This is a genomic window from Salinibacterium sp. CAN_S4, from assembly GCF_015752305.1.
Lineage (GTDB): Bacteria > Actinomycetota > Actinomycetes > Actinomycetales > Microbacteriaceae > Rhodoglobus.
In genome coordinates this window covers 448,187-474,688 of record NZ_JADOVB010000001.1, presented here as the reverse complement: position 1 = coordinate 474,688, position 26,502 = coordinate 448,187, and the positions used below count along the sequence as shown (strand labels likewise).

At 63.5% G+C, this 26,502-nt stretch carries 32 protein-coding genes; 16 read left to right on the top strand and 16 right to left on the bottom strand.

Translation table 11 applies throughout. The features are described from left to right. Positions 1-47 precede the first annotated feature (47 nt). From IWX81_RS02400 to IWX81_RS02390, 3 genes are read right to left on the bottom strand one after another with little or no spacing between them, the layout of a single operon-like run. Positions 48-815 (bottom strand): glycerophosphodiester phosphodiesterase family protein, encoded by a 768-nt coding sequence (locus IWX81_RS02400; protein ID WP_334592777.1) that lies wholly within the window; start codon positions 813-815, stop codon positions 48-50. Positions 816-819: 4 nt separating this feature from the next. Continuing rightward, on the bottom strand, positions 820-1,752 hold the full coding sequence (locus IWX81_RS02395; protein WP_199279669.1) for an SPFH domain-containing protein: 933 nt from the start codon (positions 1,750-1,752) through the stop codon (positions 820-822). Positions 1,753-1,775: 23 nt separating this feature from the next. Further along, entirely contained in the window at positions 1,776-2,261 is a 486-nt protein-coding gene (locus tag IWX81_RS02390) for an NfeD family protein (RefSeq protein ID WP_199279668.1), read from the bottom strand. Positions 2,262-2,378: 117 nt separating this feature from the next. Here IWX81_RS02390 and IWX81_RS02385 point away from each other — a divergent pair, with 117 nt between their 5' ends. The 5 genes from IWX81_RS02385 (at position 2,379) to IWX81_RS02365 (ending at position 6,576) form a co-directional block, all read left to right on the top strand. After that, the gene (locus tag IWX81_RS02385) at positions 2,379-3,143 is read left to right on the top strand and encodes an SDR family oxidoreductase (protein ID WP_199279667.1); all 765 of its coding nucleotides are present in this window, start codon (positions 2,379-2,381) and stop codon (positions 3,141-3,143) included. Between the two features lie 3 nt (positions 3,144-3,146). Then, entirely contained in the window at positions 3,147-5,084 is a 1,938-nt protein-coding gene (locus IWX81_RS02380) for a S9 family peptidase (protein WP_199279666.1), read from the top strand. Next, positions 5,063-5,548: an NUDIX hydrolase gene (locus tag IWX81_RS02375; RefSeq protein WP_334592772.1), complete on the top strand. Its 486-nt coding sequence runs from the start codon at positions 5,063-5,065 to the stop codon at positions 5,546-5,548. Before IWX81_RS02380 ends, IWX81_RS02375 begins: the two co-directional genes overlap by 22 nt. Then, a complete protein-coding gene (locus IWX81_RS02370) occupies positions 5,545-6,030 on the top strand; it encodes a heme-degrading domain-containing protein (protein WP_199279664.1) in 486 nt (161 codons plus the stop codon). Before IWX81_RS02375 ends, IWX81_RS02370 begins: the two co-directional genes overlap by 4 nt. A 132-nt stretch (positions 6,031-6,162) precedes the next feature. Next, positions 6,163-6,576 carry a YkvA family protein gene (locus IWX81_RS02365; protein WP_199279663.1) on the top strand — a complete coding sequence of 138 codons (414 nt, stop codon included), beginning with the start codon at positions 6,163-6,165 and terminating at the stop codon, positions 6,574-6,576. Positions 6,577-6,598: 22 nt separating this feature from the next. Here IWX81_RS02365 and IWX81_RS02360 read toward each other — a convergent pair whose 3' ends face one another. Further along, positions 6,599-7,531, bottom strand: coding sequence for a cation diffusion facilitator family transporter (locus tag IWX81_RS02360; RefSeq protein ID WP_334592767.1), 933 nt, complete (start codon positions 7,529-7,531; stop codon positions 6,599-6,601). Between IWX81_RS02360 and IWX81_RS14945 the strand changes: the two genes are divergently transcribed. Beyond that, positions 7,517-7,681 (top strand): hypothetical protein, encoded by a 165-nt coding sequence (locus tag IWX81_RS14945; protein ID WP_334592765.1) that lies wholly within the window; start codon positions 7,517-7,519, stop codon positions 7,679-7,681. The two genes, IWX81_RS02360 and IWX81_RS14945, sit on opposite strands and share 15 nt — an antisense overlap. Here the strand turns inward: IWX81_RS14945 and IWX81_RS02355 are convergent. From IWX81_RS02355 to IWX81_RS02345, 3 genes are all read right to left on the bottom strand, one after another. Next, positions 7,660-8,028, bottom strand: coding sequence for an ArsR/SmtB family transcription factor (locus IWX81_RS02355; protein WP_199279662.1), 369 nt, complete (start codon positions 8,026-8,028; stop codon positions 7,660-7,662). The two genes, IWX81_RS14945 and IWX81_RS02355, sit on opposite strands and share 22 nt — an antisense overlap. A 90-nt stretch (positions 8,029-8,118) precedes the next feature. After that, positions 8,119-8,589 (bottom strand): DUF1801 domain-containing protein, encoded by a 471-nt coding sequence (locus tag IWX81_RS02350; protein ID WP_199279661.1) that lies wholly within the window; start codon positions 8,587-8,589, stop codon positions 8,119-8,121. Between the two features lie 72 nt (positions 8,590-8,661). Next, positions 8,662-9,324: a dihydrofolate reductase family protein gene (locus IWX81_RS02345; protein WP_199279660.1), complete on the bottom strand. Its 663-nt coding sequence runs from the start codon at positions 9,322-9,324 to the stop codon at positions 8,662-8,664. Positions 9,325-9,732: 408 nt separating this feature from the next. On the opposite strand from IWX81_RS02345, the gene IWX81_RS02340 reads away from it, so the two are divergent. Together IWX81_RS02340 and IWX81_RS02335 are read left to right on the top strand one after the other, a co-directional pair. After that, positions 9,733-10,095, top strand: coding sequence for a DUF2200 domain-containing protein (locus IWX81_RS02340; RefSeq protein WP_199279659.1), 363 nt, complete (start codon positions 9,733-9,735; stop codon positions 10,093-10,095). Between the two features lie 90 nt (positions 10,096-10,185). Continuing rightward, entirely contained in the window at positions 10,186-10,575 is a 390-nt protein-coding gene (locus IWX81_RS02335) for a YchJ family protein (protein ID WP_199279658.1), read from the top strand. Between the two features lie 19 nt (positions 10,576-10,594). On the opposite strand, the gene trpD is transcribed toward IWX81_RS02335, so the two are convergent. After that, complete coding sequence (gene trpD / locus IWX81_RS02330; RefSeq protein WP_199279657.1) at positions 10,595-11,653, bottom strand: anthranilate phosphoribosyltransferase; 1,059 nt, start codon at positions 11,651-11,653, stop codon at positions 10,595-10,597. A gap of 39 nt (positions 11,654-11,692) precedes the next feature. On the opposite strand from trpD, the gene ctaE reads away from it, so the two are divergent. The 5 genes from ctaE to IWX81_RS02305 all read left to right on the top strand — a co-directional run bounded on the left by ctaE (position 11,693) and on the right by IWX81_RS02305 (position 16,834). Beyond that, entirely contained in the window at positions 11,693-12,367 is a 675-nt protein-coding gene (gene ctaE / locus IWX81_RS02325; protein ID WP_199279656.1) for an aa3-type cytochrome oxidase subunit III, read from the top strand. Positions 12,368-12,418: 51 nt separating this feature from the next. After that, positions 12,419-13,228, top strand: coding sequence for a cytochrome bc1 complex diheme cytochrome c subunit (qcrC, locus tag IWX81_RS02320; RefSeq protein ID WP_199279655.1), 810 nt, complete (start codon positions 12,419-12,421; stop codon positions 13,226-13,228). A gap of 40 nt (positions 13,229-13,268) precedes the next feature. Beyond that, complete coding sequence (gene qcrA, locus IWX81_RS02315; protein WP_199279654.1) at positions 13,269-14,345, top strand: cytochrome bc1 complex Rieske iron-sulfur subunit; 1,077 nt, start codon at positions 13,269-13,271, stop codon at positions 14,343-14,345. Beyond that, positions 14,342-15,961, top strand: coding sequence for a cytochrome bc1 complex cytochrome b subunit (qcrB, locus tag IWX81_RS02310; RefSeq protein WP_199279653.1), 1,620 nt, complete (start codon positions 14,342-14,344; stop codon positions 15,959-15,961). The genes qcrA and qcrB overlap by 4 nt, the downstream gene beginning before the upstream one ends. A 78-nt stretch (positions 15,962-16,039) precedes the next feature. After that, complete coding sequence (locus IWX81_RS02305) at positions 16,040-16,834, top strand: GNAT family N-acetyltransferase (protein ID WP_334592755.1); 795 nt, start codon at positions 16,040-16,042, stop codon at positions 16,832-16,834. 12 nt (positions 16,835-16,846) lie between these two features. Here IWX81_RS02305 and IWX81_RS02300 read toward each other — a convergent pair whose 3' ends face one another. The 6 genes from IWX81_RS02300 to IWX81_RS02275 form a co-directional block, all read right to left on the bottom strand. Next, a complete protein-coding gene (locus IWX81_RS02300) occupies positions 16,847-17,308 on the bottom strand; it encodes a GNAT family N-acetyltransferase (RefSeq protein ID WP_199279651.1) in 462 nt (153 codons plus the stop codon). Then, positions 17,277-17,717 (bottom strand): cytochrome c oxidase subunit 4, encoded by a 441-nt coding sequence (locus IWX81_RS02295; RefSeq protein ID WP_199279650.1) that lies wholly within the window; start codon positions 17,715-17,717, stop codon positions 17,277-17,279. The genes IWX81_RS02300 and IWX81_RS02295 overlap by 32 nt, the downstream gene beginning before the upstream one ends. A 2-nt stretch (positions 17,718-17,719) precedes the next feature. Continuing rightward, the gene (gene ctaD, locus IWX81_RS02290) at positions 17,720-19,474 is read right to left on the bottom strand and encodes an aa3-type cytochrome oxidase subunit I (RefSeq protein ID WP_334592751.1); all 1,755 of its coding nucleotides are present in this window, start codon (positions 19,472-19,474) and stop codon (positions 17,720-17,722) included. A 2-nt stretch (positions 19,475-19,476) separates the two neighbouring features. After that, a complete protein-coding gene (gene ctaC, locus IWX81_RS02285; protein ID WP_199279649.1) occupies positions 19,477-20,334 on the bottom strand; it encodes an aa3-type cytochrome oxidase subunit II in 858 nt (285 codons plus the stop codon). 136 nt (positions 20,335-20,470) lie between these two features. Next, a complete protein-coding gene (locus tag IWX81_RS02280; RefSeq protein ID WP_199279648.1) occupies positions 20,471-20,854 on the bottom strand; it encodes a HesB/IscA family protein in 384 nt (127 codons plus the stop codon). Between the two features lie 9 nt (positions 20,855-20,863). After that, positions 20,864-22,261, bottom strand: a complete 1,398-nt coding sequence (locus tag IWX81_RS02275) for a dipeptidase (protein WP_199279647.1) — start codon at positions 22,259-22,261, stop codon at positions 20,864-20,866. Positions 22,262-22,300: 39 nt separating this feature from the next. On the opposite strand from IWX81_RS02275, the gene IWX81_RS02270 reads away from it, so the two are divergent. Further along, positions 22,301-22,882: a DUF3043 domain-containing protein gene (locus IWX81_RS02270; protein ID WP_199279646.1), complete on the top strand. Its 582-nt coding sequence runs from the start codon at positions 22,301-22,303 to the stop codon at positions 22,880-22,882. A gap of 16 nt (positions 22,883-22,898) precedes the next feature. Here the strand turns inward: IWX81_RS02270 and IWX81_RS02265 are convergent, their stop codons facing one another. Continuing rightward, positions 22,899-23,330 carry an SRPBCC family protein gene (locus IWX81_RS02265; RefSeq protein WP_199279645.1) on the bottom strand — a complete coding sequence of 144 codons (432 nt, stop codon included), beginning with the start codon at positions 23,328-23,330 and terminating at the stop codon, positions 22,899-22,901. Positions 23,331-23,429: 99 nt separating this feature from the next. On the opposite strand from IWX81_RS02265, the gene IWX81_RS02260 reads away from it, so the two are divergent. Continuing rightward, entirely contained in the window at positions 23,430-24,149 is a 720-nt protein-coding gene (locus tag IWX81_RS02260; protein ID WP_199279644.1) for an ABC transporter ATP-binding protein, read from the top strand. Beyond that, positions 24,146-25,441 carry an ABC transporter permease gene (locus IWX81_RS02255; protein WP_199279643.1) on the top strand — a complete coding sequence of 432 codons (1,296 nt, stop codon included), beginning with the start codon at positions 24,146-24,148 and terminating at the stop codon, positions 25,439-25,441. Before IWX81_RS02260 ends, IWX81_RS02255 begins: the two co-directional genes overlap by 4 nt. An 18-nt stretch (positions 25,442-25,459) precedes the next feature. On the opposite strand, the gene IWX81_RS02250 is transcribed toward IWX81_RS02255, so the two are convergent. Next, positions 25,460-26,482 (bottom strand): quinone-dependent dihydroorotate dehydrogenase, encoded by a 1,023-nt coding sequence (locus tag IWX81_RS02250; RefSeq protein ID WP_199279642.1) that lies wholly within the window; start codon positions 26,480-26,482, stop codon positions 25,460-25,462. Between the last annotated feature and the right edge of the window lie 20 nt (positions 26,483-26,502).

The window sequence follows — 26,502 nt, the reverse complement described above, 5'->3', positions numbered from 1 at the left end:
CACAGCAAACTATAGGAATGGCGGATGCCGCGAACGCGTCCCGCGCGTCAGTTCAGCTCTGCGACCACCGCGAGGGCCAGGTCGGCCCGGTCCGTGACGATCCCATCCACTCCGAGCTCCAGCAGGCTGCGCATCCGCGCCGGGTCGTTGATCGTCCAGACGTGCACTTCCACCCCGGCGGCATGGAATGCCGCGATGACGGAGGGGCGCGTGATGCGCATCCCCGCCGCTTTCTCGGGAACCTGAACGGCGACGAGGCCGCGGAGCGACCACGTCACCAGAGGCGCGATCCGCAGCTTCGCCGCCACCAGCGCAGGCAGCAGCCGGGAAGCCGACGCCGAGGATGCCACCCCGGGCAGTCCGCGCGCAACCGCCGATCGCCGGCGTTCATCGAATGAGGTCACGAGCACGCGGTGCACAGCACCGGCATTCGTGATGCTCGAGATCGTCGGGGCGACGGCAGAGGCCGACTTCACATCGATGTTGAATCGCGTGTCGGGGAAGCTGGTGAGAGCCTGGGCGAGGGTGCAGAAGAACTGACCGTGTCCGAGGTCGATCCTGCCGAGCTCGGCGGCCGTGAGCTGGTCGACCCGCCCGGAGCGCCCGGCCACGCGCGACAGGTCGGGGTCGTGGGCGATGATCGCAACACCGTCGGCACTGGCGTGCACATCGGTCTCGATATACGTCGCGCCGGCCGCGATGGCCCTGGCGAAGGCGAGCATGGTGTTCTCGGGCGCATCCACCGCAAGCCCCCGGTGCGCGAACACGCGGGGGACGGCGGGGGAGAGATATCCGGAAGTCGAGTCCCTGGGCACTGGCCTACGGGGTCGGGGGAGTCGGGCCGCGGCCCGCCGCGGCACCGCCGAGGAACCCGGCACTGATGCCCTTGAGCGCTTCGGTCAGTTCCGACGGGATGATCCACATCTTGTTCGAGTCGCCCTCGGCGAGCTTCGGAAGGGTCTGGAGATACTGGTAGGCCAGCAGGTCCGCCGTCGGATCACCGGCGTGAATCGCGCCGAAGACCGTGGCGATCGCTTCACCGTCACCCTTGGCCCTCAGGACGGCAGCCTGGGCGTAGCCCTCTGCCTCGAGGATGCTCGCCTGGCGTGAGCCCTCGGCCTGGAGGATCGCGGCCTGCTTCGTTCCCTCCGCGGTGAGGATCTGCGCGCGACGGTCCCGCTCTGCGCGCATCTGCTTTTCCATCGAGTCCTGGATGGAGATGGGCGGATCGATGGCCTTGAGCTCGACCCGACCGACTCGGATGCCCCACTTGCCGGTCGACTCATCGAGCACGACCCTGAGCTGGCCATTGATGTTGTCTCGCGAGGTCAGGGCTTCCTCGAGGTTGAGGCCACCGACGACGTTACGCAGGGTCGTCGTGGTCAGCTGCTCGACGGCGCCGAGATAGTTCGCGATCTCGTAAGTGGCGGCCCGGGCATCCGTGACCTGGAAAAACACGACGGTGTCGATGGAGACGACGAGGTTGTCTTCGGTGATCACCGGCTGCGGCGGGAACGACACGACCTGTTCGCGCATGTCGATGAGCGGTCGAACGCGGTCGATAAAGGGGACGAGGATGTTCAGGCCCGGCGTGAGCGTCTTGTGGTACTTTCCGAGCCGTTCGACGACGCCCGCGCTGGCCTGCGGGATGATCCGAATCGATCGGAAGAGGATGACCAGCACAAAAATCACCACAATGGCGAGCAGGACGATCACGAAAATCTGGCCGAGGAAAGCTCCTGGGTCGAGCATGAGATGTGCCTTTCGTTGGGGGATCAGGGGGCGGCGGGCGCAGTGGGCGGAGTCAGGGGAGGGCTATCGACCTCGACGATCGATCCGTGGACGGCGCGAACCGTCACCCGGTCACCCTCACGCAGCATCAGCCCAGGAGCCGCTCGCGACGTCCAGGTTTCACCGTTCGCGAGTTTGACCATGCCGTCGCCGTCGATGAAGTCGCGCGTGACGCGAGCCGTCATCCCGTAGAGCGCATCGAGGTTGCTGGGCGTGAGATCCGCACCCTTATGCAGGGTCTTCAGCAGCAGTGGCCTGATCGTGAAGAGGAGCAGCGCAGACAGAGCCGCCGCCGCACCTATCTGGGCCCACCACTCGAGGCCGAGCAGGTTTGCACCGAGGCCGCCGATGAGGCTGCCCGCGGCCAGCATAAGGAAGGTGAACTCGAGAGTCAGCAGCTCGACGATGACGAAGAGCACCACGATCGACAGCCACATGATCCAGAGGTATTGCGTCAGGTCGACAAACATCTGGCGGCGCTCCCGTGTCGTTGCTGCGTTGCTGCCGTTCGGCTGCCTTGACGCTATCACCCTGGTGCGACAACGGGGCCGTGACGGCCTGAGGCGTGGCGGCGATACAGTCGTATCGTGAACACTCCACTCGCTCCTGGTTCCCTGTCCGGCTCGCGCGTCCTGGTGACGGGCTCCTCTCGCGGCATCGGTGCCGACACCGTCAGCTACTTCGCCGAGGCCGGAGCGCGCGTCGTCATCAACTTCCGCAACAAGGAGGCCAGGGCGCTGAAGCTCGTGGCCAAGCTGCAGGAGAGCGGTGCTGAGGCTATCGCCATCGGAGCCGATCTAACCGATCCTGACTCCGTCGGCTCCATGGTCGAACAGATCCGTGGGGCGTACGGCGAGCTCGACATCCTCGTACTCAACGCCTCGGGCGGCATGGAAAGCGGCATGTCCGAGGACTACGCGATGAAGCTCAATCGCGACGCCCAGGTCGACTTCCTGGCGGCCATGATGCCATTGCTGCACCGGGGTTCGCGCATAGTCTTCGTGACCAGCCACCAGGCGCACTTCATCAAGACGGTCGAAACCATGCCGGAGTACCTGCCCGTCGCCCTCAGCAAGCGAGCGGGAGAGGATGCGCTCCGCGACCTCATCCCCACGCTCGACGAGGCCGGGATCGAATTCGTGGTCGTCTCCGGCGACATGATCGAGGGAACCATCACGGCGACCCTGCTGCAGCGCGCCAATCCCGGAGCCATCGAGGCTCGCAAGGAGGCCGCTGGCCGCCTGTACAACGTGAGCGAGTTCGCGGCGGAGGTGGCCGCAGCGGCTGTCGAACCGGTGCCGGACAACCACACGCGCTATGTCGGAGACGTGTCAGACTTCCAGGGAGCCTGACTCATGCGGGCGACAGATATCGAGAAGCTGTACAGCGTCTCGCGTCCGAGCCTGTCTCCCGATGCGTCGACCGTGGTTGTCAGCGTCACCCATCCATCGCTGGATGCCGACGCGGACGTCGGCCAGTTATGGAGCGTGAAGGTCGACGGTTCCGGAACCAGTCGCATCACCCGTGGTCGGCTGGACACGGCGCCCGCCTTCAGCCCCGACGGGCACAGCATCGCCTTCATCCGCAGCCTCAAGGGCGCAGCGCCTCAGCTCTACGTGATGGATGCGCACGGCGGCGAGCCCCACCAGCTCACCGACGCGAAACTGGGGGTCAGAGACATCCAGTGGTCGCCCGATTCGACCAGGATCGCTTACGTTTCGCGGGTTCCGGAGCAGGGGCGCTATGGGACTGTCGATGATCTCGGCGCCGCCGCCGAACCCCCACGGCGCGTCACCGGCCTGAACTACAAATCGAACGGACTCGGGTATACGAACGACAGGCGGGCCCACGTCTTCATCGTCGACGTGCCGCAGGCTGGAGGAGAGCCGGCATACGAGACGGCCCCCAGGACCGACGGCTCCCTGCCGGACTACCATCCGGTTCCGGCGTCGACACAGCTGACGAACGGAGACGCAGACCACACCTGCGTGCGTTTCATCGGTGACGAGATCGCCTGGATCTCGGCGCAGCACGAATCCAGGGATACCGACCTGCTCGACCAGATCTGGAGGGGGTCGACGGCTCTCACCGAGCTCGGTTCACTCAGCTACAGCAGCTTCGAAACGGCGGGCGATGGCACCGTCTACGCCATTGCGACCGACATGGGGGAGTCCGGTCTGGGCTTCGTCGGCACGAATCCTGCCCTCTACAGGCTCGATGGCGGCACGCCCGTGCGGCTCACGGATCCCGACTCTGTCGATCCGGGGGAAGTCGGTTCGCACCTGTCTTTCGCGAGTGACGCTGTCCTCGTGCAGGATCGCACCCATGGAACGCGACAACTCTTGTCCGTGTCACCCGGCGGCTCGAGCGCGCTGACCAGCGGCTCTATCGAGATCGAGGGGCAGGCGGCATCCGGAGATACGATCGTCGTGACATACGCCTCGCCCACGACGTTCGGCGACGTCGGGAGGCTCGAGGACGGCGTGGTCACTCCGCTCACCGATTTCTCAGCGTCGCTACGGGGCGCCGGCATTCTCCAGGCCACGGAATCCACCATCGCCGGTCGCGACGGCTATCCCATTCATGGCTGGATCATGACTCCAGCGGGGGAGGGGCCGCATCCCACGCTGCTGATGATCCATGGCGGGCCGTTCGCCTCGTATTCGGTGCATCTCTTCGACGAAGCGCAGGTCTATGCCGATGCCGGGTACGCCGTCGTGTTCTGCAACCCGCGGGGAAGCGCCGGATACGGCCAGCAGCACGGTCGATCGATCACCGGAGCCATGGGCACGGTCGACATGGATGACGTGCTCGACTTCCTCGATGGCGCGCTGGCCGCTCACCCCGACCTCGACGCGACTCGGCTCGGCATCCTCGGCGGCTCCTACGGTGGCTACCTGACGGCGTGGATCATCGCCCACGATCACCGCTTTGCCGCGGCGATCGTCGAGCGTGGATTCCTCGATCCCGAAGCGTTCGTGGGGTCATCAGACATCGGGTGGTTCTTCCCGCAGCAGTACACGGGAACCGATCGTGAGCTCATCCGGGCGCAGAGCCCTCAGGCCGTGGCCGGACAGGTCAGGACGCCGACCCTGGTGATCCATTCCGAAGACGACCTGCGCTGCCCGATCTCGCAGGCCGAGACGTGGTTCGCCAGGGTGAAACTCAACGGCGTCGACTCGGAGTTGCTCGTGTTTCCCGGCGAAAATCACGAGCTCAGTCGCTCGGGCTCGCCGCGCCACCGCGTTCAACGCTTCGATGCCATCATCGAGTGGTTCGGGCGATACCTGTGAACGGCGAACCTCCGGTGAACCGGCTGACGAGCAGGGTGCTGTTGTTCGATCGGGATGAACGATTCCTCATGTTTCTCACGCTGGCTCCTGACACCAGCGGAGTCGCACGCTGGCTCACGCCCGGCGGGGGAGTCGACCCCGGCGAGGACCATCTTCGGGCTGCCGCGCGCGAACTCGAGGAAGAGACCGGTCTCGTCATTCCGAACCTGGGGGAGCCGGTCTGGGCTCACGACTTTCTCGTGCAGTGGGATGCCGCCGACCACGACACCGGCCACGCCGTGTTCTACACGGCCACCGTCGATGCCTTCACCCCCTCTGATGCACTCTGGACCGATGACGAGCGCGTGGATGTGCTCGAGCACAAATGGTGGACACTGGAGGAACTGGAGACCACGGCAGAACTGTTCGAACCCGCCGAACTCGTCCAGCTCGTCCGCTCGCAACTCGAGGAGAAGAACCGATGACCCGTCCCGTTCCGGAATACACCGCTGCCGACCTCGACTACCTCAACTCGATCGAGCTGCCGCGCATGGACAATGACGACGCGGTGGAGCTCGGCCTGATCGCCGTGCAGGTCATCCAGGAATGGGATCTTTCGCTGGCCGTCGACATCGTGCTGGCCGGCGATCTCGTGTTCAGGGCCAAGCTGAAGTCGACGGGCGCCGGCAACGACCCGTGGCTGGCAGGCAAAGCAGCGACGGTGAATCGCTTCGGGGAGCCATCGCTTCTCGTAAAGCTTCGCCACCTCGAGGCAGGTACGCCGTTCACCGAACGGGACGACGTCGATCACGACACGTTCAAGGCCCACGGTGGATCCATTCCACTCCGAGTCGACGGACAGGTCGTCGGAACCATCACGATGTCCGGAGAGCCTGACGCCATCGACCACGAGGCCGCCGCGGAAGCTCTCAGCCGTTTTGTGAGCCGGGTTAATCCAGCCTCCTAAGAGCCTTGAATAACATCCGATAATGCACATTATGTCAAGTAACTGATGTGAGCGCCAGTCTTTCCCGTGTCGAGTGGGAAATCGGCTGAGCCTCCCGCGCCGCGCGAACGCCGGTCCCGATAGCCTTTGCGGATGGAATGGTGGCAGATACTACTCAGCGTGGCCGGCGGGCTCCTGCTGCTGTGGCTCGCGCTCATCGCCGCCCTCGCGTGGGTTTCCCGCGGACAGGCCGAGAAGGTAAAGCTGATCGATGCGCTGCGCCTGGGGCCCGACGTCGTGCGCCTTACCCGCCGGCTCGCCGCCGACCCGGCTGTTCCTCGGGGCGTGCGCATCTGGCTCATCGTGCTGGTGGTCTACCTGCTGCTGCCGATCGACCTGGTGCCCGACGTCATCCCGGTTATCGGCTACGCGGATGATGCGATCATCGTGGCGCTCGTGCTCCGATTCGCCACCCGCCATGCGGGTGCAGCCGCCCTCGACCGCCACTGGCCCGGCACGCCTCAGGGGCTGCAGGCGCTGCGCTCCATCATTGGACTTGCGCACTAGGCACCGAATACCAAACCTGTCTTCAGTGGTCGTGGCTGTGTGAAGCGTGATGACGACCAGCGGTGGTGATGGTGCTGATAGTGATGTCATCAAGGTTCGGCAGCACGTGACCCAGTTCGTGCTCAGCGGCGTGGACGACCGACTCGGCCTCCGACAAACTGCCGCTCAGCACCTGGATCGTGGCAGTCCCCTGCAGGCGATGCCCGACCCAGCGAAGCTGCAGGCGATCCACCGAAAGCACGCCGGGTGTGTGCTCGAGGGCGTGTTCCGCTTTTTCGAGCAGTTCGGGCTCGATCCCGTCCATGAGGCGCCTGCCGATGCTGCGAACGGTACCCCACAACAGGATGATGATCGCCGCCGAGATCAGCAGTCCTACGATCGGATCTGCAAGCGGAAACCCGAGCATCACTCCGATAGCTCCGATGACGACAGCCAGCGAGGTGAACCCGTCCGTGCGCGCGTGTACGCCGTCCGCCACCAGCGCAGCCGAACCGATCCGTTGACCGACTCGTATCCGATAGATCGCGACAGCCTCGTTGCCGATAAAACCGATAATTCCGGCCGCGACAACCCACCACAGGTTGTCGAGCGGTTGGGGATTGACCAGGCGCCCGATCGACTGCCAGGCGGCCACGATCGCGGACGCCGCGACGACACCCACGATGAAGAGTCCCGCTAGGTCTTCGGCGCGGCCATACCCGAAGGTGTAGCGACGCGATGCGGCTCGTCGGCCGAGGACGAACGCAATCCACAGCGGGATTGCCGTGAGAGCGTCTGAGAAGTTGTGGATCGTATCTGCGAGCAGGGCGACCGAACCGCTGATGAGCACCACGAAGAACTGCAGGATCGTCGTCACGAGCAGGACGATCAGGCTGATCTTGAGCGCCCTGATGCCCTCCGCGCTGGCCTCGAGAGCGTCGTCGATGGCATCGGCCGCGTCGTGGCTGTGCGGCACGAAAAGACCATAGAAGAAACCTTTGATCCCGGTGGGATGCTCGTGGCCGTGCGCGTGCTCGTGGCCGTGCTCGTGCTCGTGCTCGTGCTCGTGCTCGTGCTCGTGCTCGTGCTGCATGCTCTCGCGGGTCACGCCGACTCCCCCGCCTGATCGTGATGGTGACGGGGGGTGCCGCCGAGAGAGTGCTCGGCCTGGAAGATCGCGTCAGACACAAGTTGCGTTGCATGCTCGTTCTCCAGGCGATAGAACACTCTCGTCCCCTCGTGCCGTGTGGCGACAATTCGCGCCAGGCGCAACTTGGCGAGGTGCTGGGAGACGGCCGCCGGCGACTTTTCTACGAGCTCAGCCAGGTGATTCACCGACAGCTCTCCGGCATCCCGCAGTGCCAGGATGATGCGCACACGAGTCGCATCTGCCAGCATCATAAACACCTCAACGGCAAGCTCGACATACTCACTGTCCGGCTCCCGCCCGCATTGACGGTTATCTGCGTCCATGCGCAGATTCTTTCATACATTCTCAGAACGCGCGCTCCCCCGCGGAATCACGGCTGCCGTGTGCGCTATCCCTGCGCGCACCCGGCGGAGTCAGCCCTCCCTGCCCCCGATCCCGGGCCGGGATGCGACGTCTGTCATCCACGCCGCTATCTGGACCTCATCGAGTTCCTCGATGGACGCGAGCTCGACGCCGCGGGTCAACTTGCCCATCGCCACCGGCGTGACCGGAGGCACCGGGTTCAGCACTCCACCGTTGATGAACATGAGCTTGACGTGTCCGGCAAAGGCGCCGCAGCAGAAACACCAGCCGTCGCCAACGCCGTAATACGCCATTCCCCACTTCACGGCTCGCTGGAGATCGGGAAGCGTATTGGCCGCCAGTACATCGACGGCTTCGGCGATGCCACGCTGAGGCTGCGGGAGGCTGGCGAGGTAGTCGAACACTGGCGTGTCTCCGACAGCAGCCTTCGCGGGGCTCGCCTTGCCCGTGGTCATGCTTTCGGGAAGAGATGGCGCCGACATCGAGTTCTCGTCCCGACCCCCGGTTTCCGTGCTGCTCATAGCGAGATCATCATCCTCTCAGCGCTGCCCCGGTATTGGCGCCATCGCACCACTGGTCCCGCGCGTTGAGCGTCATTGCGGGTCACGGGTGAATACATAATGCACAACCCCCGAGGGAGAAACAGTGACCTCGACCTCGAACCGTTGCTCGAGGGCTTCCAGGTCGTCCCATAACCTCACGCCCCTGCCCAACAGGATCGGCGAAACCACGACGTGCAGGTGGTCCACGAGGTCGGCCGCGAGAAACTCGCGCACGACTGTCGGTCCGCCACCGAGTCGAACGTCGAGACCACCAGCCTGTTCGGTTGCCAGGGCAAGAGCCTCGACCGGGAGCACGTCCCGGAACAGGAACTGTGTCTCGCCTACCGAGAGGTCGGGTCGCTCATGGTGCGTCAACACGATAACCGGCGAGTGGAACGGAGGCTCCTCGCCCCACCAGCCGCGCCATGACTCGTCCTCCCATGGTCCGAGCTGGGGGCCGAACTTGCCCCTGCCCATGATTTCCGCTCCGATCCCCCGCTGAGTCGCGGCAGCAAAAGCGTCATCGACACCGTGCGTTCCCGCTCCGATGGCCTCATCCTCATGTCCAGTCGATGCGACGAAAGTCTCCGTGGGCAAAAACCAGCGCATGAGTCGATCTCCCGCATGACCGAACGGTGCATCGAACGTGCGGCCCTCCCCCGTGGCAAATCCATCCAGAGAGACTGCAAGGTTATGGACTCGGAGTTTCGTCATGGGGACACGATAGCCAAAATGTACACGTCGTACACATCCGATTCGGGCCATGGAACGACTCGCGCGCCGCCTGCCATATTTGCCAGCCGCAGTCAACGGTCCGGCAGGAATCGCGCTTGACCGGACGATCGATCACGATGGTCTTACGCGGCAAGAGGGCGCCATCCGGGCGACTGCTTCCCCGCCTTACCGAAAGTGATCGCCACCACATGCTCCGCCTTCTGAGGTTTCTCCCGGTCATGCTCCCCATAGTCGCCAAGGCAGTCAAGAGCCCGCAGGGCCAGAAAGTGATCGCAGACGCGCGGCGCAGGATTTCCGCCAAACGCAACGGCAGCACGACGCGCCCCACTCGGTAGGCGATTCCGGTCGCGATGGCGAGAGTGGCGCATCGCTGGTTAGAATTCCGACGTGGCGACCAATGACGCAACCCTCCGGCGCATCTATCGCACGCCGTTTGCCTCGGTCTATCCCCTTTACGTGACGAAGGTGGAGAAGAGAGGCCGCACGACAGCGGAACTCCATCAGGTCATTACGTGGTTGACGGGCTTCACAGAGACCGAGTTGGCGAAGCACCTTGTTGCGGAGACCCCGTTCGAAGACTTCTTCGACGATGCTCGAGTGAATCCGCACGCATCGCTGATCACCGGTGTCATCTGCGGCGTTCGGGTGGAAGATATCGAGGAACCGGTGATGCAAAAGGTGCGATATCTCGACAAGCTCGTCGACGAACTGGCCAGGGGAAAGTCGATCGACAGGATCCTGCGCAGCTGATTCTCAACGGTATTGGTGCCCGACAACGGAAGGAGACCAGCGTGAGAGCAAAAACTGACGCCTTTTCTGGCGGCGGGACCGAGTAGCAGGATGCTGGACTCCTCATCACGCTGCCCCTGCCTGTCAGCCCTGCCGTACGGCGAGTGTTGCGGGCCATTGCACGCGGGGCCTTCCCCTGCGTCGACCGCCGAGCGCCTCATGCGTTCGCGGTTCAGCGCGTTCGCGGTCGGCGACCTCGCGTACCTGCTGGCGACGTGGCATTCATCGACACGACCGTCAGACCTGAGTCTCGATGACGACCTGCGATGGACCAGACTCGACATTCTCGGTCGGACCCGCGGAGGAATGCTCGACAATGAGGGAACCGTGGAGTTCGAGGCACACTACCGCGCGCCCGACGGGCCAGGATCGCAACGAGAGAACAGTCGATTCGTCAGAGAATCGGGCGCATGGGTCTATCTGGACGGCGTGGTCGGCTAGGAGCCCGACGCCTCGATCGTCACACCCGGTTCGTGGCAGCAGCCCATTCGGCGAGTTTTTCCGCAGCGCGACCCGAGTCGACGACGGCGGCCGCCCTCTCGAGTTGTTCGGCCAGCCTGCCCAGGATCGGCTTCTGCAGCTGTTCCGGATTCTGAGCGAGGTCGAAAGCCGTCAATCCTGCTGCGGCGTTGAGCAGGATGACGTCGCGGACGGGCCCCCGCTCCCCCGCAAGGACGCTCCTCGCAACGCCGGCATTGTGCTCGGGATCGGCTCCGAGAAGCGATTGGATGTCAGCTCGCGGAATGCCGAGGTCAGCGGGATCGAGATCGTATTCGCTGACGAACCCGCGCGACACCTCCCAGATGTGGCTGTGTCCGGTCGTCGTGAGCTTGTCGATCCCATCGTCGCCTCGATACACCAGCGCGGTCGCCCCGCGGGAGCGGAACACGCCGACCACGAGCGGCACTCGTTCGAGGGATGACACTCCCACCGCTGACGCTTCGGGTCGCGCCGGGTTGCACAAGGGCCCGAGGATGTTGAACAGGGTGGAGATCCCCAACTCCTTGCGAGTCGGGCCGGCATGGCGGAATCCTGGATGGAATAACGCAGCGAAGGCGAAGGTGATCCCGGTCTCGCGCAGCACCTCGGCGACCCTGGGTGGCTGGATGTCGAGGTTCACGCCGAGGGCCGACAGCACGTCGGACGCACCGGATGCCGAACTCGCCCCCCGATTGCCGTGCTTGACTACGGGAACTCCTGCCGCCGAAGCGATGATCGACGCCACAGAGGAGATGTTGAGCACCGCCCCATAGGGATCACCCCCGGTGCCGACGATGTCGAGAACCATGGGATCGACGTCGAGCGGAAGGGATCGCGCAAGCACGGCATCCCTGAAGCCGACGATCTCGTCGACGGTCTCGCCTTTGATGCGCAGAGCCACGAGTAGACCGGCAAGTTGCGCCGGCGTTGACTCCCCCGCCATGACGCTTTTCATGGCCCATTCGGCATCGCTGATCGACAGATCGTCACCCTCGACCAGAGTTGCGAGGATGCCGGGCCATGTTCGCTCTCGTGCCATGGTCAAATCCTAACGAGCGAGTCGCGACAGACCCGCCGAATGACAAAACCCGCCTCGAGAATCAAGCATAATAGAGGGGTGACTACAGCCTCATTGACTCGCTCTCTAGGAGCACAGACGGTTAACCGCCCCAACGTCGTCGCTGTGGGCACGATCGTTTGGCTCGGCAGCGAAGTCATGTTCTTCGCAGGCCTGTTTGCCATCTACTTCACCCTCAAATCCACGTCGCCGGGTCTGTGGGCCGAAGAGACGGCGAAGCTCAACGTGACCTTCGCGGCGATCAACACGATCGTCCTGGTGCTCTCGTCCTTTACCTGCCAGGCCGGTGTCTTCGCCGCGGAGCGACTGCAGGCCAGGCGCACTGGCACTCTCGGACAGTTCTGGAAATGGGGAATGGTCGAGTGGTTCTACCTCACCTACGCCATGGGCGCCACCTTCGTTGCCGGCCAGGTGTATGAGTACGCGCTACTGGTTTCCGAACACGTCAGCCTGCAGAGCGACTCATACGGCTCAGCGTTCTACATCACTACCGGATTCCACGGACTGCACGTCACCGGCGGACTCATCGCTTTCCTGCTCGTGATCGGTCGCGCATTCGCCGTGAAGAACTTCGGTCATAAAGAGGCCACCAGTGCCATCGTGGTCTCTTACTACTGGCACTTCGTCGACGTAGTCTGGATTGGCCTCTTCATTGTCATCTACATCCTGAAATAGCCGGAACCTCACGAGACCATCACCCTGATGAACAAAGGAATCCCACGCAGCATGGCCACAAAGCCAGCACGACAGAATCGCACGCAGCGCCAGGCAGGTCGACGTTCTCCTTTTGCCACCGTCGCACTGATCGTGGTGGGCCTCCTCGCGACCGGCGGAACGTACGCGCTCTTCACCACCAGTGCCACGGCTGAGACCAGTGCGGCAGCGGAAGTCACCATCGAGGACGGCAGCAAGCTGTTTGCGGCGAACTGCGCAACCTGCCACGGCATGAACCTCCAGGGCACGACCCAGGGGCCGACGCTCATCGGCGTCGGGGCTGCCTCTGTGGACTTCCAGGTGGGCACCGGTCGTATGCCGCTCGCCGCTACCGGTCCCCAGGCCGAGAAGAAGCCCGTGCAGTTCACCGAGGAGCAGGTTTCGGCTCTCGCGGAGTTCGTGGCGTCGAAGGCGCCCGGCCCGGCTATCCCGTCAGACGAGTACCTGACCGGTGAAGGTGATGCTTCAGAGGGTGCCGAACTCTTCCGCATCAACTGCGCGATGTGCCACAACGTTGCCGGAGCAGGCGGTGCTCTTACCGAGGGCAAGTTCGCTCCTCCCCTCGCAGGAGTTGCCGCCAACCACGTGTATGACGCCATGCTGATCGGCCCGCAGAACATGCCCGTCTTCAACGATGACAACATCACGCCTGAGCAGAAGGCCAACATCATCACGTACCTCAAGTACCTCGATGAGACGCCTTCCGTCGGTGGCTTCGGCCTCGGCAACCTCGGTCCTGTCTCTGAGGGCCTCTTCATCTGGATCTTCGGACTCGGCGGGATCGTGGCAATCACGATCTGGCTGACAGCCCGCTCGAACTGACACACGACTTCGCACAGCGACGCACAACGTAGGGAAGAGAATGGCACACGACCACGACGGCACCACCGACAGCTCCATCGTCGGCACGACCGTGGAAAAGTACGGCAACAACCCGCCGCCAGCGGGTACTGCCGTCGTGGCGTCTGACCGCATCCAGAACCCCGGCTTCGAGCCGTACCGTCCTCGAGTGGCAGACCTGGACCCCGCCGTCGAGAAGGCGCAGGAACGTCGAGTTTCCGGCCTGTTTTTCCTGTCCATCATCGGCAGCGTCATGGCTGTCGCCGTCTACATCGCCTTCCCTATCGTCCCGGGAGACATGGGATCGGTTCGGCTGAACAACCTGCTGCTCGGCATCAGCATCGCTCTCGGCCTGCTCGCCGTCGGTATCGGTGCCGTGCACTGGTCGAAGGCGCTCATGGATGGCCACGATATGGTCGAGCAGCGCCACGGTACCCGAGGCACAGACGAGACCCGCGCCAAGGCCGTTGAGGTGTTCACTCTCGGCAACAAGGAATCGGGCTTCGGGCGCCGCACGCTTATCCGCAACACCCTCATCGGTGCCCTCGTCGTCTCGCCCGTACCTGCTATCGCCTTATTCCGTGACCTGGCACCGAGCGAAGACCCGGTGCCGCTGCTCAAGCACACTTTGTGGGCAGAAGGAGTGCGGTTGACGCGGGATCCCTCGGGAACCCCAATTAAAGCTTCTGAAGTAACGCTCGGCTCTGCCTTCCATGTGATTCCGGAAGGTCTGGAAGAGTCCGAGCACCCGTTGGAAGAGAAGGCCAAGGCCGCGGTGCTCGTTATGCGCCTCAAGCCTGCTGACCTGAATGTATCTGCCGGTCGCGAGGACTGGAACTACGAGGGCATCATCGCGTACTCCAAGATCTGTACCCATGTCGGCTGCCCGGTGGCCCTGTACGAGAAGCAGACCCATCATCTGCTGTGCCCGTGCCACCAGTCGCAGTTCGACATCACCCAGGAAGCAGCGGTGATCTTCGGACCCGCCAAGCGCCCATTGCCTCAGCTCCCCATCTCAGTGGATGCCGAGGGTTACCTGGTCGCACGCAGCGACTTCACCGAACCAGTTGGACCAAGCTTCTGGGAGCGCAAGCTATGACTACCACCGAAGACCGCCCCGCACCCGCCGCTCAGAAGAGCCGTGGCGCACGATTCACGGGCTGGGCAGGCAACTACCTGGACGAGCGCACGAGCATCTCGGGAATCACCAAAGAGGTCGGTCGCAAGATCTTCCCCGACCACTGGTCGTTCATGCTCGGTGAGGTGGCGCTCTACAGCTTCATCGTCATCCTGCTGTCGGGAACGTTCCTGACCTTCTTCTTCCAGGCATCCATGGTCGAGGTCGTCTACGAGGGCTCATACGTGCCGCTCAAGGGAATCGAGATGTCGGCTGCTATGGCGTCGACCCTCGACCTCTCGTTCGACATCCGCGGCGGCCTCCTGATGCGCCAGGTGCACCACTGGGCAGCACTGCTGTTCGTGGCATCCATTGGCCTGCACATGCTGCGCATCTACTTCACCGGTGCGTACCGCAAGCCGCGTGAAATCAACTGGCTCATCGGATTCGTGCTCTTCATCCTCGCGATGGCCGAAGGTTTCACCGGCTATTCGCTGCCCGATGACCTGCTCTCCGGTAACGGACTGCGCATCATCGACGGCATGGTCAAGGGAATCCCGGTCATCGGAACGTGGATCTCCTACCTGTTGTTCGGCGGCGAGTTCCCCGGCGTCGACATCGTGGGCAGGCTCTACGTGCTGCACATCCTGATCCTGCCGGCCATCCTGGTCGCCGCGATCGGCGTGCACATGCTCCTGTTGATCATCAACAAGCACACCCAGTTTGCTGGCCCCGGCCGCACCAACGACAACGTCGTCGGTGTGCCGATCATGCCGGTGTTCGCCGCGAAGGCCGGCGGATTCTTCTTCATCATCTTCGGTGTGATCATGCTGATCGCCTCGCTGTTCCAGATCAACCCGGTGTGGACCTACGGCCCGTACGACCCCTCCCCTGTCTCTGCAGGCACACAACCTGACTGGTACATCGGATTCGCCGACGGTGCCCTCAGGCTCGTGCCACCGGGCTGGGAAGTCGAGTTGTTCGGCGCGACCCTGTCGCTGAACATCATGATCCCGCTGTTGATCCTGCCGATCTTCCTCGCGCTGGTCGCGTTCTATCCCTTCATCGAGGCATGGATCACGGGAGACAAGCGGGAGCACCACATCGCAGACCGTCCCCGCAACGCTCCGACCCGCACCGCGATCGGTGCAGCCGGCGTGACGTTCTACGCCGTGCTGTGGGCGGCGGCGAGTTCCGACCTTCTCGCGACGCACTTCAGGTTATCCATCGAGGGTGTCATCCATTCCTGCCAGGCATTGCTGATCATCGGTCCGATCATCGCGTACTTCGTAACCAAGCGGATCTGCATCGGTCTTCAGAAGAAGGATCGTGAGATCGCACTTCATGGCTTCGAGTCGGGTCGTATCGTTCGACTGCCCGGTGGCGAGTACATCGAGGTGCACGAGCAGCTCGACGAGTACCAGCGGTGGAAGCTCGTGAGCTACGAGGAGTACCAGCCACTGATGGTGCGACCGGATGCCCAGGGTCGCATTTCGCTCAACCAGCGAGTGCGTGCTGCAGCTTCGAGCTGGTTCTTCGAGGACCGCATCTCGCCGGTCACGAGCAAGCAGATCGAAAGCTCGCACGACGACCACTGATCCAGGCACTGATCGAACGCCGCTGACCCTGAGGGTCAGCGGCGTTCGTCATGAGAGCGATGATGGAGGATGTCTTCCGTGCAACAGAACCTCCGCGCACAGCTGCTCGACGCCTATGACTCGCAACTACGCAGTGCCTCCGAAACCCCCAGCGCGGCCTCTGTCGAACTGATGGGACCGCTGCGGCTGGTGACCTTCGCCGGCGGACGCGGGTTCATCACCTACCGTGACCTCGGCAGCCTCACTGAGCTCCAGGTGCGCCAGCTCGTGCCCACGGCCCTCGACCACTTCCAGCGAGATCTCTCCATCAGCCGGGTCGAGTGGAAGACTCGGGCTCACGACGCAGCTCCAGGGCTGGGGCAGGCATTACTCGACAACGGCTTCGTGGCAGACGACACCGAAACGATCATGATCGGAGACGCCGACGCCCTCGCGACGGAGGTCCCGCTTCCCGACGGGATCACTCTCCGTACGGTTGTGACCGAGAGTGACGTTCGCGCCATGAGCGCGATGCAGGATGAGGTCTTCGGCGACCCAGTATCGGAAGAGATGGCTGTTGCGCTGCTCAATCGGATGGCGCGACGGGATGGAATGCAGCTCTGGGTCGCTGAGAGCGGTGGGATCATGGTGTCGGCCGGCAGGCTGGAGCCCGTTCCCGATACCCAGTTCGCCGGGATCTGGGGCGGAGCCACAAGGGCAGACTGGCGCGGGCGGGGCATCTACAAGGCACTCACGGCGGCACGAGCGCGAGCCGCCATCGTCCTGGGAAAGACCCTGATCCACAGCGACTCGACAGAGTACTCTCGACCCATCCTCGAACGATCGGGACTCATCGCCGTATCCTCGACGACACCCTATCGCTGGCGACGTTAAATCAAACGGGCCTCAGCTGTCGAGGCTGCGCTTCAGGAAGTCGGCGGTGGACCTGTAGCCGATCCGCTCATAGAAGTCGGCTGAACGGCGACTGGGCACCGTCAGCTGCCGCACCTCGCGCTCACGACACAACCGCTCTACCTCTTCGATAAGGACAGTGCCGATCCCTTCACCCTGGCGGGCGACATCCACGGCCAGTTCCTGCAATTGCGCCGAGCTGCCATTGACATGCAGCAAGGGCGTGATCGTGGTCAGCGCGTAGCCGACGACCGTGCCATCGATGTCGACGGCCACCAGCAGCAGGGTGGTTGCCTCATCCTGAAGAAGAAAGGTGAAGTTCTTGTCGAACGCTTCCTGCTCCGGGGAATATCCCTCGAGCTGCTGGAGCAGCGAGAAGACACGGGAGGAATCGGTTTCGACGGCCGGGCGGAGCCTGAACGAACTAGCGGGCGAAGTATCCGCGGTAGTACTCATAGATCCACCCCACGATGCTGATCAGGAATATCGCAACGCCGATGAACGAGATCCACGGCCCCACAGCAATACCCAGAAACGTCAGCGCCGCACTGCTTGCGAGCACAATGGGCCACCAGCTCCACGGGCTGAAGAATCCCTGTTCGGCGTCGCCGTCATCGATGTTCGCGTCGAGGCGATCCTCGGGCAACTCACCACCCTGCGACTTGTAGATGCGGCCGATGTAGAACGCGATGAGCGCGGAAAGCGCCCCCGTGAGTCCGATCGCGACCGTACCTACCCATTCGATCTGCGGCGCGGTCTGTGCCGCGGGGCTCGCCGAGACAAGCAATGACCAGACTATGTACGCGATATCGGCCGCGAAGAAGAAGCCTGCCAGAATCCAGAACAGGCGTGCGTTGGTAGACATGCTTACTTGACTTTCTCGTCGCCGAGGTCGTAGACGGGAGCGTCAGGAGCGTCCTTCAAGGGTCCCACTCCCCCGATCCCGACGGGGATTCCGGCCTCGGGGTGGTTCAGGTCGAACGCGGGAGCCTCGGAGCGAATGCGAGGGATGGACGTGAAGTTGTGACGCGGCGGCGGGCAGCTCGTGGCCCACTCGAGCGACCGGCCGTATCCCCAGGGGTCGTCGACTGTCACCTTGGGCGCCTTGCGGGCGGTGATGTACACGTTGTAGAAGAACGGAAGCATGGAGATCGCGAGGATCGCCGCTCCTGTGGTGGAGACCTGGTTCATCCACGTCACGCCATCGGACTCGAGATAGGTGCGGTATCGACGCGGAAGCGCAAGCACACCGATCCAGTGCTGGATGAGGAACGTCGTGTGGAAGCCGACGAACAAGAGCCAGAAGTGGATCTTGCCGAGGCGTTCGTTGAGCAACTTGCCCGTCCACTTCGGCCACCAGAAGTAGAAGCCGGCGAACATGGCGAAGACGACGGTGCCGAACACCACGTAGTGGAAGTGCGCCACCACGAAGTAGGTGTCAGAGACGTGGAAGTCGAGCGGCGGGCTCGCGAGGATGACGCCCGTCAGTCCACCGAATGTGAACGTGATCAGGAAGCCGATCGCCCACAGCATGGGGGTCTCGAACGTCACGGAGCCCCGCCACATCGTGCCGATCCAGTTGAAGATCTTCACGCCCGTCGGCACTGCGATCAGCATCGTCATGAGCGAGAAGAACGGCAGCAGCACCGAACCCGTCACGTACATGTGGTGAGCCCATACCGTGATCGACAGAGCGGCGATGGCAATCGTCGCGTAAATGAGCGTGCGGTACCCGAAGATCGGTTTGCGGGCGAACACCGGGAAGATCTCGGAGACGATACCGAAGAAAGGCAACGCGATGATGTAGACCTCAGGGTGCCCGAAGAACCAGAACAGGTGCTGCCAGAGAATCACGCCACCATTGGCGGGGTCGTAGATATGCGCACCCACCACCCTGTCCGCACCCAGCGCGAACAACGCGGCCGCGAGGACGGGGAATGCCATGATGACCAGAAGCGAGGTCACCAGGGTGTTCCAGGTGAAGATCGGCATGCGGAACATCGTCATACCGGGAGCACGCATCGTGATGATGGTCGTGATGAAGTTGACGGCTCCGAGGATCGTTCCGAATCCGCTCAGTGCGAGACCGAAGACCCAGAGGTTTCCGCCATAACCGGGAGAGAACGTCGTGCTCGACAGCGGTGCGTAGGCGAACCAGCCGAAGGATGCCGCACCCTGAGGGGTGAGGAATCCCGCGACGGCGATGAGAGACCCGAAGCTGTACAGCCAGTAGGCGAAAGCGTTGAGTCTTGGGAACGCGACGTCAGGTGCGCCGATCTGGAGAGGCATCAGCACGTTGGCGAAGCCGGCGAACAGCGGCGTAGCGAACATCAGCAGCATGATCGTGCCGTGCATGGTGAAGAGCTGGTTGTACTGCTCCCCCGTAGCGACGATCGACAAGCCCGGTGCGAACAACTGTGCGCGGATGACAAGAGCCATCACACCGCCCAGCAGGAAGTAGATGAAGGAGGTGATCAGGTACATGTACCCGATGGTCTTGTGGTCAGTCGACGTGACCCAGTTGACGATGACGTTGCCCTTGCGTTCGACTGCGGCTCCGCCGACTGTGCCCGATGTCGACGAGCCACCTATCGTGGCTGGTCGCTCGACTGTTGTAGTCATCGCTATCCCTCGTCAGTGCTGCCGTTGCCGGGCAGGTTCTGGTTCACGTTGTACTCGAGCCCGATCTGGCCGTCGAATCCGTTTGCCTTCTGGTCGGCGATATACGCCTCGTAGTCGGTTTCGGACACCACCTTCACGGTAAAGAGCATGAGCGAGTGGTACTCGCCGCACAGCTCTGCGCATTTGCCCTGGAAGGTACCTAACTCCGTCGGAGTGAAGTACATGTAATTGCTCTTGCCGGGGATCATGTCTTTCTTGTAGAGGAAGTCCACGACCCAGAATGAATGGATGACGTCCCGCGATTCGATCTTGATCTCGATCGTCTTGTCGATCGGCAGGTAGAGCACCGGAAGGTTGTCGGTGTTGATGGAGCCGTCCGGGTTGAAGTCGGCCTGCACACCCGTGCTGTACGCGTCATCGGTGACGTAGTTGAAGTCCCATGCCCAGCGCTTGCCGATGACCTCGATCTGGACGTCGGGGTTCTGGGTCGGCTCTTCGATCTGGGCCTGGTCCCTCGCCGTGAATGCGAAGAAGCCGAGAACGAGGAACAGGGGAACGATCGTGTAGAAGATCTCGATCGGCAGGTTGTAGCGCAACTGCACAGGAAGCCCGGACTGACCCTTGCGTCGACGGTAGACCACTGCCGTCCAGATGATGAGGCCCCACGTGACAACACCCACTGCAAGCAGGACGATCCAGGACGTCACCCACAGGCCGACAATCGACGACGTGTGGTTGGTTGTCTCGCCACTGCCAGGGAGCCAACCCTGCAACTGTTCCGGCGTGCAGCCGGCCAGGGCGATCGTGACGATGACGCCAAGCGGAATGGCTATCCATCGTAGACGGCGGTTGGAGCGCACCAGTTACCTCTCGCAAAACACGGACAAGATTCACCGTAAGTCTATAACGGGAGCGACACCCGACTGGTCACCCCGCCGGGTCCCGGCAACGAAAAAACGCGCCATTACTGGCGCGTTTTCCCTAAAGCTGTCGAGATCAGTGGAAGCTGTCGCCGCAGGCGCAACTGCCCTGCGCGTTGGGGTTGTCGATCGTGAAGCCCTGCTTCTGGATGGTGTCTTCGAAGTCGATGATGGCTCCGTCGAGGTAAGGCACGCTCATCTTGTCGAGAACGACTTCGACTCCTTCACCGAACTCGACGACAGCGTCGCCATCGAGGGTGCGCTCGTCGAAGTAGAGCTGGTAGATGAGCCCGGAGCATCCACCGGGCTGCACAGCCAGTCGCAGTTTCAGGTCGTCGCGACCCTCCTGCGTCATGAGGCTCTTGACCTTGTCGGCAGCGGCATCAGTAAGACCCACACCGTGCGCGGCGGTGATCGTGGCCTCGGTGGTGGGTTCAGTGCTCGTGGCGGTGTCAGTCATGGTCCAATTCTACGCTCGTGTTTCGAGCTTTGCCAGCAACACGGCCTCGGTGAGGATCGCGCGCTGGAATACCCCGAGATGGAGGGATTCGTTCGGGCTGTGTGCGCGCGAATCCGGATCTTCGACTCCGGTCACCAGAATCTGCGCTTCGGGAAAGTTCTCGACCAGCGTGGAGATGAACGGGATCGATCCGCCGATACCGGTTTCGAGTGGTTCGACGCCCCAGGCCTGCGCCATGGCGTCCTTCGCCTCTGCAACCGCCCAGCCGCTCGTGTCGACGAGGAACGGGTCGCCGCGATCCACATCCGAGATCTCGAGATGGGCTCCGAATGGGGCGTGGGCAAGGAGATGCGCCTCGAGCGCGGTGTATGCGTCGACCGCCGTCTGCCCCGGCGCGATCCTGGCGCTGAGCTTGACGGTCACGGACGGCGCGAGTGTATTCGAGGCATTCACCACGGAGGGAGCATCGATCCCCGTGATGGTGATGGCCGGCTGGTCCCACAGCCTCGACAACACCGCCCCGTGGCCGATGGCCGAGACACCGTCGAGCAGCGCTGCTTCCTCGGCGAGCTTCTCCTCAGAATATTCCGGAGTTTCGGATTCACGACTCGTCAGCCCCTCCACCGCGACCGATCCGTCCTCGGCGTGGAGGGTGGCGAGAAGCCTGATGGCGGCGAGCATGGCGTCGGGGGCGGCTCCACCGAACATCCCGGAGTGCAAGGCGTGCTCGAGCGTGGAGATCTTCAGCTTGAACGTCACGTTGCCGCGCAACCCCACCGTGAGGGCCGGGGTGGTCACGTCCCAGTTGTCTGAATCCGCGACGACGATGACGTCGGCAGCCAGCTGCTCCCGGTGCTGCACGACGAAATTCTCGAACGACCGTGAGCCGAACTCCTCCTCGCCCTCGAAGAACGCGACGAGTCCGAGATCGAAATCGTGGCCCACCGTGTCGACGAAGGCGCGGATCGCGGCGATATGAGCCATCACCCCAGCCTTATCGTCGGCGGCGCCGCGGCCGTAGAGGCGGTCGCCGCGAACCGTCGGCTCGAACGGGCTCGACTCCCAGTCGTCGGTATTTCCGGGAGGCTGCACGTCGTGGTGTGCGTAGAGCAGGATCGTCGGTTTGCCGTTCTTCGCGGCTCGGGTCGCCAGCAGCGCAGGATGACCGGTACGGGTTTCGTCGATGGGTGCCGTCGAAATCTCCACGGTGTCGAACACCTCGAGTCCATCGAGAAGCACCTTCACGGCAGAAGCGCTGGCTGCAACATGCGCTGGGTCGAACCCGTCCCACGACACGGAGGGAATGCGAACGAGGTTTCCGAGCTCGGCGATGGCCACGGGCATCCCGTCTCTCACCGCCTCGGTCAGTTCGGGGAGGAGCGGATGCGGCTGCAGCTTTTCAGTCATGCGAGTAATCTTAAAGCTCGACAGAGGTGAGGAACCCCCGTGGCCAAGACATCAGAGAGCGACGCAGCCAATAAAGCAGGCTACGAACTCAACCAGGACAGCATCTCCAGCGGCAAGGGCCACGCAACTCCCACCCGCCGCGAACGTGAGCTCGCCCGTAAGCAGCCCCTCGTCTCGAGCGACCGCACGGCAGCCAGAAAAGCCGCTCGCAGCCAGATGCAGGCCCAGCGCGAGCGCGCCCGCATCGGCATGGCCGCCGGTGAGGAGAAGTTCCTCCCCATGCGCGACCGCGGGCCGCAGAAACGTTTCGTCCGAGACTACGTCGACGCACGATTCAGCGTCGGCGAGCTGTTGATTCCGCTCATGTTCGTCGTGATCATCCTGACGTTCTTCCCGCAGCCGGAAGTTCAGGCGATCGGGCTCGTCGCCCTTTGGGCCTTCTTCCTCGTGGCCGTCATCGACGTCGTCGTGCTGGGCTTTATCGTGAAGCGCAAGCTCGCCGCCAAGTTCGGAGACGATCGCGTCGAGAAGGTGCGGTGGTACGCGGCCATGCGTGCGCTGCAGCTTCGCGTGATGCGCCTGCCCAAGCCGCAGGTCAAGCGCGGACAGTTCCCCGCCTAGGCCATCGAGCCGAGGACTACAGGGAGGCGAGCACCGACTCCATGTCGTCGAAGAAGAGGTTGTAGCCCGCTGCCGTCGCGGCGATCTGCTCTGGACCGAAGTCCGTCGCGGCCTGGGAGAGCGTCATCTGCGCCCCACCCTCCACCGCCGAGATCTCGATGACGACGGGTTCCCGTGCATCGTCGGCCGGGGTGTCGGTCATCGTGAACGCGAGCCTGGCTGGACGGTCGACCTCGGTGTACTCGCCCATCCAGTCGATCGTGTTGCCGTCGGCCAGATGCATCGAGGCCGCCCACGTTCCGCCGACCCGCACATCCATCGTCACCGAATCCACTGGGATGTCGGACGTGCCGAACCACTCCGAGAAGTGTGCCGGGGTGGTCCAGGCCGAGAACACCTCGTCGGGCGTCGAGGCGAAGGAACGGGTAACAACGATTCCGTCGGTCATGGGCCACACGATACCAACTCGAAGAGACTCCCACCGGAGTATCTGGGAGCCACCCGGGAGACGACGACTTCGGCCTGGGCCGTTGGCAGACTTGGTGCCATGACCGCCCCTGTTCTCTCCGTTCGCAACCTCACGAAACACTACGGAAGCGGCTCGAGCCGTTTCGATGCCCTCAAGGGCGTGACCCTGGACATCGCCGACGGCGAGTCCATCGCCATCGTCGGCAAGAGCGGCTCCGGCAAATCCACGCTCATGCACATCCTTGCGATGCTCGACGCGCCCAGCAGCGGCGACCTCATCGTGGACGGCACGGATGCCTCGAAACTGAAGGGTTCGCGCCTCAACACCCTGCGCAACCGCACGTTCGGCTTCGTCTTCCAGCAGTTCTTCCTGACACCGAACACCACGGTGCTCGACAACGTGATGCTGCCGCTGAAGATCGCGAGGATCCCCTCACGGGAGAGGACGAAGAGAGCGATGGCCGCGCTCGAGCAGCTCGAGCTCGCCGATAAATCCCGGTCGAAGGCCACCGACCTGTCGGGAGGCCAGAAGCAGCGTGTCGTCATCGCCAGGGCGCTGGTAAACAATCCCCGCATCATCTTCGCGGACGAACCCACAGGCAATCTCGACTCGACGACGGGAGCCGTCGTCGAAGACCTCCTGTTCGAACTCAACCGCAGCCAGGGCATCACGCTCGTGATCGTCACGCACGACGAGGAACTGGCGGCAAGGGCATCCCGCCGCATCTATCTCAGGGATGGACTGATCGTCGACGAACCAGCGGTCAGCGCACACCACACGCAGGAGGTCGGAGCATGAAGGCCCTGGATATCGTCGCGACCGCGATCGGCAACTCGTTCAGGAGTCGCCTCCGCACCACCCTCACCGTCATTGCGATCTTCATCGGCGCGTTCACCCTCACCCTCACCAACGGACTCGGTGCAGGCGTCAACAACTACATCGACAGCCAGGTTGCCTCGATCGGCGCTCCGGATGTGATGAACGTCACCAAGCCCGTCGAAGCCACCGCAGAGACCGAGGGCCCCCAGCCCTACGAGGAGAGCGGCTCGACCGAGGTGTCGAGCGGAGTGGGCCCTCCCGGTTCGACAGTCCAGGCAATAACCGATGACGATCTCGACGCCATCAGGGCGATCGATGGTGTCAGGACCGCGGCTCCGATCGTGAGCGTGCGACCGGACTACATCGAATACGGGACGAACGGCAAGTTCCAGTTGTCGGTCAGTCCCCTCAGCGCCGGGGTCAGGATCGAACTCGCGGCCGGCGCCATGTTCGACGCGAACAGCTCCGAGCTCCAGATCATCCTGCCCACCACCTATATCGATACCCTCGGCTTCTCCACCAACGACGATGCCGTGGGCGCATCGGTCGCCATCGCGATCACGAATGCCCTCGGCGAGCAGTCGACGGTGGATGCCACGGTCGTCGGCGTGCAGGAACCCACGCTGTTCGGCGCTACGCCGAGCCTCAATGAAGCACTCACCACCGCGCTCTACGACGCGCAGAATGTCGGGATCCCGACCGGCACATCGTCGCAATACGGCAGCGCCACCATCACGTTCGCGGCTGGCGCGACCGAAGCAGATACCGCGGCACTGAAAGCAGACCTCCAGACGGCGGGCTATGCCGGCACCACGGTCGCCGACCAGATCGGCACGTTCCAGTCTGTGATCGACGGGATCATCCTCGTGCTCAATGCGTTTGCGGTGATCGCACTGCTCGCGGCAGGCTTCGGCATCATCAACACCCTGTTGATGAGCGTGCAGGAACGCACTCGAGAAATCGGACTGATGAAGGCGATGGGTATGAGCGGCGGACGCATCTTCGCCCTGTTCAGCACCGAGGCTGTTTTTATCGGATTCCTCGGGAGCGCCATCGGGGCCGGCGTCGCGATGCTCGTGGGTGGAATCATCAGCCAGGTGCTCGCCGGCGGACTGCTTGCCGATCTGGCGGGCCTGCAGATCCTCACCTTCACGCCCGGCGCGATAGTGACGGTGCTGCTGCTCGTGATGGGAATCGCCTTCATCGCCGCCGTGCTCCCCGCGTCCAGGGCGGCTCGACAGAGCCCGATCGATTCCCTGCGGTACGAGTGACCCTGCTGGCGGGGCTGCCTAGCGCAGTCTCGCCAGTCCGCGGTTGACCTGCCGGGCCCAGAGGGGACCCCGATAGAGGAATCCCGTGTAGCCCTGCACGAGCGTGGCACCGGCATCCAGTCGTTCGGCGACGTCGATCGCGGTCTCCACTCCCCCGACGGAGATCACGCAGAACCCTTCCGGCACCACCGACCTGATGAGCCTGAGCAACTCCAGCGAGCGGGCGGCGACCGGTAGCCCGGACAGCCCCCCGGCTCCTGCCGCGGCCACTGTCGCGGCATCCGTGGCCAGGCCCGCCCTCGAGAGGGTCGTATTCGTCGCGATGATGCCGTCGACAAGCTCGACGGCGAGAGCAGCGATCGCCGTCGCCTCGTCGTCGGTGAGGTCCGGCGCGATCTTGACGAGCACGGGCGTGGAACCCGCCGCCGACGTCACGGCATTCAGCAGCGGGCGGAGCTTTTCGAGTTCCTGCAGTCCGCGCAATCCGGGAGTGTTCGGCGAGCTGACGTTCACCACGAGGTAGTCGGCGAGGGGCGCCAGCACTTTAGTGCTCGCAAGATAGTCGTCGATCGCGTCATCCACGTCCACGACCCTCGACTTGCCGATGTTCACGCCGATGACGGGTCGCCCGGATCGGGCGCGCGCACGGCGAATGACGCGAGCGGCTGCGGCAGCCCCATGGTTGTTGAAGCCCATGCGGTTGATCACGGCACGATCGGCGATCAGCCGGAACAGGCGGGGCTTCTCGTTACCCGGCTGCGGCCTGGCGGTGATGGTGCCCACCTCGACGTGGCTGAAGCCCAGTTGCCCGAGCCCTCGGATGCCCGTGCCCTCTTTGTCGAATCCCGCGGCGACCCCGAACGGGGAGTCGAACTCGAGTCCGAGAGTCGAGACCCGCAGTCGTTCCGCGGGTCGGGTGAACCGGCGCACGACCGAGCCGAAACCCAGGGTCGGAAGAAATCGGATGACCCTGAAGGCCACAGTATGCGCGCGCTCGGGGTCCATGCGCGCGAAAAAGACCCGGAAGATGACGTTATACATGGCGAGCCAAGAGTTGGGCG

Coding starts and splice junctions, on each gene's coding strand:
- IWX81_RS02395 (WP_199279669.1), bottom strand. CDS start 1,752: ATGCTCGACCCAGGAGCTTTCCTCGGCCAGATTTTCGTGATCGTCCTG.
- IWX81_RS02390 (WP_199279668.1), bottom strand. CDS start 2,261: ATGTTTGTCGACCTGACGCAATACCTCTGGATCATGTGGCTGTCGATC.
- IWX81_RS02380 (WP_199279666.1), top strand. CDS start 3,147: ATGCGGGCGACAGATATCGAGAAGCTGTACAGCGTCTCGCGTCCGAGC.
- IWX81_RS02370 (WP_199279664.1), top strand. CDS start 5,545: ATGACCCGTCCCGTTCCGGAATACACCGCTGCCGACCTCGACTACCTC.
- IWX81_RS02365 (WP_199279663.1), top strand. CDS start 6,163: ATGGAATGGTGGCAGATACTACTCAGCGTGGCCGGCGGGCTCCTGCTG.
- IWX81_RS02355 (WP_199279662.1), bottom strand. CDS start 8,028: ATGGACGCAGATAACCGTCAATGCGGGCGGGAGCCGGACAGTGAGTAT.
- IWX81_RS02350 (WP_199279661.1), bottom strand. CDS start 8,589: ATGAGCAGCACGGAAACCGGGGGTCGGGACGAGAACTCGATGTCGGCG.
- IWX81_RS02345 (WP_199279660.1), bottom strand. CDS start 9,324: ATGACGAAACTCCGAGTCCATAACCTTGCAGTCTCTCTGGATGGATTT.
- IWX81_RS02335 (WP_199279658.1), top strand. CDS start 10,186: ATGCTGGACTCCTCATCACGCTGCCCCTGCCTGTCAGCCCTGCCGTAC.
- trpD (WP_199279657.1), bottom strand. CDS start 11,653: ATGGCACGAGAGCGAACATGGCCCGGCATCCTCGCAACTCTGGTCGAG.
- ctaE (WP_199279656.1), top strand. CDS start 11,693: ATGACAAAACCCGCCTCGAGAATCAAGCATAATAGAGGGGTGACTACA.
- qcrC (WP_199279655.1), top strand. CDS start 12,419: ATGGCCACAAAGCCAGCACGACAGAATCGCACGCAGCGCCAGGCAGGT.
- qcrA (WP_199279654.1), top strand. CDS start 13,269: ATGGCACACGACCACGACGGCACCACCGACAGCTCCATCGTCGGCACG.
- qcrB (WP_199279653.1), top strand. CDS start 14,342: ATGACTACCACCGAAGACCGCCCCGCACCCGCCGCTCAGAAGAGCCGT.
- IWX81_RS02300 (WP_199279651.1), bottom strand. CDS start 17,308: ATGAGTACTACCGCGGATACTTCGCCCGCTAGTTCGTTCAGGCTCCGC.
- IWX81_RS02295 (WP_199279650.1), bottom strand. CDS start 17,717: ATGTCTACCAACGCACGCCTGTTCTGGATTCTGGCAGGCTTCTTCTTC.
- ctaD (WP_334592751.1), bottom strand. CDS start 19,474: ATGACTACAACAGTCGAGCGACCAGCCACGATAGGTGGCTCGTCGACA.
- IWX81_RS02280 (WP_199279648.1), bottom strand. CDS start 20,854: ATGACTGACACCGCCACGAGCACTGAACCCACCACCGAGGCCACGATC.
- IWX81_RS02275 (WP_199279647.1), bottom strand. CDS start 22,261: ATGACTGAAAAGCTGCAGCCGCATCCGCTCCTCCCCGAACTGACCGAG.
- IWX81_RS02265 (WP_199279645.1), bottom strand. CDS start 23,330: ATGACCGACGGAATCGTTGTTACCCGTTCCTTCGCCTCGACGCCCGAC.
- IWX81_RS02260 (WP_199279644.1), top strand. CDS start 23,430: ATGACCGCCCCTGTTCTCTCCGTTCGCAACCTCACGAAACACTACGGA.
- IWX81_RS02255 (WP_199279643.1), top strand. CDS start 24,146: ATGAAGGCCCTGGATATCGTCGCGACCGCGATCGGCAACTCGTTCAGG.
- IWX81_RS02250 (WP_199279642.1), bottom strand. CDS start 26,482: ATGTATAACGTCATCTTCCGGGTCTTTTTCGCGCGCATGGACCCCGAG.